The organism is Bradyrhizobium sp. UFLA05-153, assembly GCF_054185185.1.
This window is the reverse complement of sequence record NZ_JBBIAM010000226.1, coordinates 1-7,202: the sequence shown is the minus strand read 5'-3', so window position 1 is coordinate 7,202 and position 7,202 is coordinate 1. Positions and strand designations below refer to the sequence as shown.

Sequence of the window (7,202 nt, the reverse complement as noted above, 5' to 3'; positions counted from 1 at the left end):
CATGGAGCGTCATCCCCTCGGCAGCCAGTTGTTCATCCCATTGAACGATATGCCTTGGTTCGTGGTCGTGTGCACAGATCCGCACGATCTTTCGAGCTATCGGGCGTTTGTTGCGTCGGGACGGCAGGGCGTGAACTACGCGCGCAACTGCTGGCACCATCCTCTGCTGGTCGCCCGGGACGCCAGCCCGTTCGTTGTTGTCGATAGAAAGGGGCCGGAGGCTAACCTCGAAGAAATGTGGCTTGAAGAAGCAAGCTGGCTGCGTGTCGTGCCCGATAGAGCAGCGTAAACACGTTTGGGCAACACGACGAAGCAGGGCTAAGACCTCGGCGAACGTCCGCACCAATCATCTTTAAGAGGCATAAGAATGCGGTCTCAAATCTATCACGTGCAAGCAGGAGGACATCCAGCCCAGACCAAGCTTTTGACCGGTCGCGCGGTGTTTACGGACGCCTATGCGGTGATACCCAAAGGCGTAATACGCGACATCGTCGCCAGCTACCTTCCTTACTGGGATAATGCCCGCGTTTGGGTGCTGGCTCGGCCTTTGTCCGGTTTTGCAGAAACCTTCTCCCACTACTTGATCGATGTAGCGTCGGGTGGAGGAAGTGAACGTCCGGAGCCAGATAAGGAAGCGGAAGGCGCGCTGTTCGTCGTTGGAGGCAAGTTGACTTTGACACTCGACGGGGCAGAGCATGCTTTGGAGCCCGGAGGCTTTGTATATCTTCCTCCCAAGTGCCGCTGGAGCGTGAAGAATCGTAGCTCCAATTCGGTGCAATTTCACTGGATCCGGAAGCTATATCAGAGCGTGCCAGGCCTCGCGGCGCCGGAGGCGATCGTCACCAACGAAAGCTCGATCGCGCCAACGCCCATGCCGGACACGGAAGGGCGGTGGGCGACTACGCGCTTCGTCGAGCCTTCGGATGTCAGGCATGACATGCACATCACCATCGTCACTTTCGAGCCTGGCGCGTCGATCCCATTTGAAGAGACGCATGTTATGGAGCACGGGCTCTATGTTCTCGAAGGCAAGGCGGTCTATCGGCTCAACCAGGACTGGGTCGAGGTCGAAGCCGGAGACTACATGTGGCTCCGTGCTTTTTGTCCCCAGGCGTGCTACGCCGGTGGCCCCGGACGATTCCGCTATCTCCTCTACAAGGACGTGAATCGGCATATGGATCTGCGGGCCTTGCGACCAATAGCGCCGTAGGGGGCGATCGCAACGGCGTATGCACCGGGAGTTCATGGGATGGATTGAGGTTGGGCTGAAGCGCTCGGGACGCTGAGACCGGCGTTTCATCCGAGGGGTTCAACCTACGCCCTGATCGAAAATCGATCGAAGGCAGTCAAGGTCTGAGGACGCGGCTTGACAATAGATCTCGATCTGTCTTTTCGAAATGTCTCGGCCGGCGAACGGGTCTATGATCACCACGCCCATTCGGTTCACAACGCCGATGGCTTGCGGATCGCGGCCTAGTTCGTTCTTAATAAGAGCGTTGATAGGGATGACCGACTTGTGCCGCGACTCCTGTTCTAAGTGTCTATTCGATCAGGATCAGACCAGGGGGGAGTGAATCGTCGTATAGACTGGCCCGATCGGATCGTCCGATCGGAACGAAACCTTTGATTTTTGCGGTCTGCAGCGCAGGAACGCCGGATTTCTCCAGTTTGCTTGCAATCAGGCCGCGCAAAGACATGGGTAGATCCAGACTCCGATCGTCGACAACGCGCGCGGCCCGGAGGAACAGAATCTGCAGGTCGAGCAACTCCGGCGTAGTCCAATCGAAGCGCTGGAAAGCCTGATACGCGTGCTCGACGAGATCGGGCGAGACGACAGTCTCCGGCCCTGCGTAGAGCGGAGTGCGGTTGAGCAGGAGCCCGAGCGCCGCAAGATAAGGAGCGCAGTGCCGCTTAGCCCGTACAAGCGTCACCGCGATGTCGCAGAGGCAACGCACCAGTTCCGCCTTGGTGTCGTGATGGATCAGTTCCAGGGATCCAGCCAGACGCACGAGTTCGTCGGGCGCCCTGCCGCTGCGGATCCTCTCGATCTCTCCGGCCATAAGCCTGGTCTGGCGTTCGCGCGTGAGCCCGCCCGCCACCCGGCGCCAGAGGATGTATTCTTGGCTCTTGATGCGCCGACCAGGAAAACACGGGCCATCATCGTGCACCCGCCACAGGGCATCGATACGAAGGTCGTCCCGGACAACGCCGAAGCCCGGGCGCAGCAGGAATCCAGCCATGATGAGCCAAGCCTCTTCGTGGTCCGCGGAACGTCGTCTGTCGTCCCGCCGCTCCTCAAGCGCCGGCCAAAGGGCGCGCAGCAGGGGCCCGTTCCATTCACCTCTGGCAGATGCGAGGATGCGCTCCATACCCTTGAGGATCGTGGCAGCAGTAATCTTGTTCCTTTTGTTGTTACTGGCAGGCTGGGTGAACACGATCCCGATCTGCCTGCGTGCCGTTTCCAGCGCGTCCGCTGACGCGTTCGGTTCAATCGGAGCGTTTGCCTCCCGCGCCCGCCCCGCACCGGGCGCGCCCGCGACGCCTTGGACGTGCTCGCGCATGTTGAATTCCAGCGGCCAGGACTGCTGGACGGCGGGATCGGCGCTGACGCACGAGATGTGGAGCAACCCCAGTGCGTTCATCCGCGCCGTCAGACCGACGGACAACATCCCGCCCGCTTCCGGACCGGATAGCTCAGCCGTCCTGACGATGGTCTGGAGCGGGGGCAACGCGTGAAATTCGCCTTCGGACCAGGAAACGATGTCTCCGGCCCGGCTGACGCTCTTCCGGGTTGAGGAATAAGCCTGGAAGCGCACCAGCTGATCGGTGCGGAGCTTAAGCCCAAGATCAGTGATCTCAAAAAGCTGCGACGGCGCTGCACCCTGAGGAAGAACGCACACGAGGGGCGGGCGCACAGTCTCGCGATCCGTTGCCTGTATCCCCTCCACTTCGAGAAAGATCGCAGCGGCGGCCCCAGCGGCGATGCGACCCGAACGGTGGTGGAGGAGGGCACCAAATCGCGCGGCTCCGCGCGCCACCGCCAGATCCGGCTCCTCATTCTCCAGAACCTGGGGTACGAAGCCGTCCTGCCAACCTCTGATCTGCTCGCGGAGTCTTTGTCGCAGGAGCGGCGGTCGGACGGATCCGCCGTTGAACAGGACGGCATCAATGCGCGGGCGATCGTTGAGGAATTCGGCAAGGTGTCGGGTTATCGCGCTGTCGGGAGGATAAGGAAGCCCCCATTCCCTCAGTGCCGCGTGCGTCCGGTACGGCCGCGCCGCCGCGTCGCAGAAGGGAAAAAATCCGTCCAGCAATAGGCTCTCGATTTCCGCCCGCATCACCGTCGCTGTCTGCGAGCTGCCGACCATCCCCGACCCGCGACCGGCCAGTGCAACAACGAACCGCTCATCCGGCGCCCCCGTAGCGGCGAGCGCGAGCTCTTTCAGATGACGGCAGGCGGCGACGAGCTGATCCCATTGCGGGCCGGAAAGCCGGCCGCCCGCCCCAGCAAGCCGCGGCTCCAGGAAATGGGCGACGGCAAGGTCGATATTGTCGCCGCCGAGCAGCGTATGCTCGCTCACCGCGACACGCCTGATGTCAGGGTCCGGCGTTTGCTCGCTCAGGCGAACTTCAAAAATGCTGAAATCCGACGTTCCGCCGCCGATATCGATAACCAACACGTGTCGCAGCCGGGCATCGCCGTTGTCGGGCCGCTGCCATAATTCGCGCGCTGGGTCGTGGCTTTCCAGCCAGCAATAGAACGCAGCCTGTGGCTCTTCGAGCAGTCGCACATCACCGGGGAAGCCCGCTTCCTCTGCGGCGGTAATCGTCAGTCGTTGCGCCGCCGCATCGAAGGAAGCCGGGACGGTGACCGTGATGTCCTGATCATCGAACGCAAAGCCGGCCTGGGCAAACCGACTGTTCCAGATCCCCCGCAAATAGTTCAGAATCAGTGCCGAGGCGCGTACCGGCGAGATTTTCTGCTCACGTGCCAGAACCGTTGATCCCCATGGCAGAAAGGGTGCCAACCGGTCGGCGGCGTGATGGCAAAGCCACGACTTCGCGGAATGGACGACCCGTCCGGGCGCTTCGCTTGCCTTTATGCGTGCAAAAAGGCCGACGATCCATTGTCCGGCTCCGACCTCCTCACCGCGGAAGTGTGCCGCTTCCGCTTCCTCTGGCAGGTACAGGAAAGAAGCTAGCGTTGGCTTCTCGGTCAGACTCGCCAGGCCTTCCCGTTGCGGGACGAGAAGGACTTCTGGCGTCCCCTCGCCGACCAGTGGCGCGAATGCGAGTGCGGAGTTGGTCGTGCCGAGATCAATACCGATGGCGAAGCGGGCGCGGTCTTTCGTCAAGAATTACCTCCAGAGGCGGTTCGGCCCCTATTCCGTGCGGACCTGGAACTCAACCTTCCATCGGCGATCGGAGTTCGTGTGCCTCATCCAAAGCTCAAGGATGCCAAGTTCGGTGACGACGGGACTGACGCGGACCGGCACCACCTGCCCCATCGGGACGTCAAGGGCCGGGATCGCGACTTCGAGTAGGCCAGCGTCATCAAGGTCACGCTCGGCGTCGGGGAGTATCTGTCCCGGCGTATCGCCGCTTCGTACCGAGGAGGAGAAAAACCGAAACTCCGCCGTGCGGCCGGTGACAAGGCCGAACTCGCGTCCTTCGATCAGCAGTTCCGTGCCTTCCTGCATCCCCTGCGGGACAACACACAATGCCTTCAGCGGCGGCTTGTAGCCCGGAACGGCGGGCATCGACGTTTCCAAGCCGATGTAATAGGAACGCGCCGCGCCGGCCTTAATGCGCACGCCCTTGCCAGTGGCGCGGTGACGTCCGTAGATCGCGCCGCCGCGTGCGACGGCGAGGTCTGGTTCGAAACCCTCCAATTCGCGGACTGGCTGGCCCCCATTCCAGGACGCCAGCAGCTCAAGCACCCGGGTACGGATTGGGGCGGCCTTGAAAACGCCCCCATTGAACAAGACCGCGGTCGGCATCAGCACCTGCGCGCCAGCCGAAACCTCCACCAGAGCGGCAAGCTTTTCGCTTGCCTTCACGTTCTGCAGACTCCGAGCGAGAAACTGGGCGATATGCTTGCTGACGACCGGGTCGGAAGCATAGGGCAAACCGAATTCCTGCAGCCCTGTCATGCGGCTCTCGTGCGGCAGGTCGTTGACACTGGTTCTAGCGAAAAAACCGTCGACGACAACTTGCTCCAGTGTCTCGCGATCGAGAGTCGTTGAGACAGTTTTGGCAAGCAGGCTGGAGCCGCGCGACGGGACCGCGATCGGCGCCTGCGCCAGCCCGGCATCATCAAACAGCACGATCTTGGCTTTGGAGGCGGCATGCACGAGCGCCAGGAACTGCCAGGAATCCAGTCGTTTGCCCGCGGCCTCAAGCTTGGCGTTCAGCGCATACGCGAGCGCCAAATCCATATTGTCGCCACCTAGCAGAATGTGCTCGCCGACGCTGACACGCTCAAGCTCCAGCCGCCCTTCGACATCTGTGACCGCGATCAAGCTAAAATCCGCTGTCCCACCACCCACATCGCAGACCAGCACGATGTCGCCATCAGCAATCAGTTTTCGCCATTCTCTGCCCGTCTGCGCCATCCAGGCGTAGAATGCAGCCTGCGGCTCCTCCAGCAATGTGACGTCCTCAAGGCCCGCAGCCTTGGCAGCCTCGGCGGTGAGGCTTCTTGCGACCTCATCGAACGAGGCAGGAACGGTTACAACGATCTCGCCTTCCGCGAGGTCCCAATCCCGCCCCTGCGCCCGCTCGGTATGTAGGACCGCCTCCCTGAGATGTTGGAGGTAATGGCGCGAGCATTCGAGTGGCGAGAGCTTCTCTTCCGCGATGTCGGATCGCCAGGGCAGAATCTGCTGCTTCGGGTCGATATGCGGGTTGGACAGCCAGGATTTGGCGGAGGTCACAACGCGATCAGGCACGAGCGCCCCCCGCTCGCGCGCGAACTGGCCAATGATCACGCGCTCCCCGGCATCATTCCAGGGTAGAGGAAAAGAACTCTCCGGGAACTCCTCGGAGTGCGGAATATAAACGGCGGACGGCAGTGTAAGCATCTCGCCGATTTGATTCGGCCCTACGGTCTGCGCGATTTCGACAATCCTGGTCTCACCACTCTCGAGATCGGCGATCGCGATTGCGCTGTTGCTCGTGCCGAGGTCGATAGCAAAACTGAAACGAGCGCTCATGAAGGGGTTGTCCTGGTTGTCGTGCTGTCAATTCGCGTCAATAGCCGCGCGTGATGGAAAGCACCGGTTGTACGTGATCCGAGTCGGGCGCCCGGCAGCCGGGCGATGCGGGCCCGCTTATCTCAGTTCCACCTCCGCCGGAGCGATTGCTGGAAGTCGATCGGTCGAACTCCACAAAACGCGCGGTAGATTCACCGCATCCGTTTTCCAGCCGTGGTGGACAAGCACTCCCGAGAACGGCGCCGGGCCGCTGATCTTGCCCAGCAGTCGGTACTCGTCCGGCGAATAGCCAGCGGCGACCTGCACCGTCGATCCCTCGCTCTCTGCGCGCACTGGGGAGATTCGGAAGTGCTCCAGCAGGGCGGTCTTGCATCCGGCATGGACCACGCGCGCGGCCGCCCCAACCTGTGCGTCATCATGCGCGTTGATGTCGTCCATCAGGAAATCGACCAGCCGGCCCCTTGCCTGCAGCATCGCCAAAAAGCTAACGATCTCGGCGTCTGCCCGGTTTGCGCGAGTCGTAACAGGCATCGGTCGGGCCGCCTCAGCGCCAGCACTTCGGCTATCCCGTGACGGGCCGCGCCAGACCATGATCGCTATCAGCGCGACAAGGCTCAGCGCCACCGCCCCACCCGATAGATACATTTGGAATGCGCTAGCTGCCGGCAGCAATTCCAGAGCGTTCACCACGACCAGGAGCAGGACCACTATAATGGCGATCGCTTTCATCGCATGCATGTTTAGCCGCAGCTCCCTTTTGACCCGCATCAGCGTTGATTGACGCATGTCCCTCAAGGCCTATGCGGCACGCCGCCTGGAACAGGTCAGGCCCGATCTCGCCGCGTCAGCAGAGCGGGCAAACCTTGCCCGCTGTAAAGCGCGGGCGCGGACCCGGTTAGGTTTCCACAACCATCGAGAGGTAAGCAAATCACACTTTGCTGCGGTGCATGAGTCGGGATTTGGCCCTGCGCTGACGTGCCTTCGTCC

6 protein-coding genes are annotated in these 7,202 nt (G+C 61.7%); 3 read left to right on the top strand and 3 right to left on the bottom strand.

Translation table 11 applies throughout. The features are described from left to right. Both Q2941_RS49980 and Q2941_RS49975 read left to right on the top strand, forming a co-directional pair. Window positions 1–289 (top strand): ureidoglycolate lyase (locus tag Q2941_RS49980; protein WP_458197304.1); only part of this gene is annotated, 289 nt, incomplete at its 5' end. A gap of 78 nt (window positions 290–367) precedes the next feature. Continuing rightward, complete coding sequence (locus tag Q2941_RS49975) at window positions 368–1,210, top strand: bifunctional allantoicase/(S)-ureidoglycine aminohydrolase (RefSeq protein WP_027527141.1); 843 nt, start codon at window positions 368–370, stop codon at window positions 1,208–1,210. 331 nt (window positions 1,211–1,541) lie between these two features. On the opposite strand, the gene Q2941_RS49970 is transcribed toward Q2941_RS49975, so the two are convergent. From Q2941_RS49970 to Q2941_RS49960, 3 genes are all read right to left on the bottom strand, one after another. Beyond that, on the bottom strand, window positions 1,542–4,355 hold the full coding sequence (locus tag Q2941_RS49970; protein ID WP_458197303.1) for a hsp70 family protein: 2,814 nt from the start codon (window positions 4,353–4,355) through the stop codon (window positions 1,542–1,544). 27 nt (window positions 4,356–4,382) lie between these two features. Continuing rightward, window positions 4,383–6,215 carry an Hsp70 family protein gene (locus Q2941_RS49965; protein ID WP_458197302.1) on the bottom strand — a complete coding sequence of 611 codons (1,833 nt, stop codon included), beginning with the start codon at window positions 6,213–6,215 and terminating at the stop codon, window positions 4,383–4,385. 117 nt (window positions 6,216–6,332) lie between these two features. Further along, window positions 6,333–6,953, bottom strand: a complete 621-nt coding sequence (locus Q2941_RS49960; RefSeq protein WP_458197301.1) for a DUF2760 domain-containing protein — start codon at window positions 6,951–6,953, stop codon at window positions 6,333–6,335. A 46-nt stretch (window positions 6,954–6,999) separates the two neighbouring features. Between Q2941_RS49960 and Q2941_RS49955 the strand changes: the two genes are divergently transcribed. Beyond that, window positions 7,000–7,202 (top strand): hypothetical protein (locus tag Q2941_RS49955; protein ID WP_458197300.1); only part of this gene is annotated, 203 nt, incomplete at its 3' end.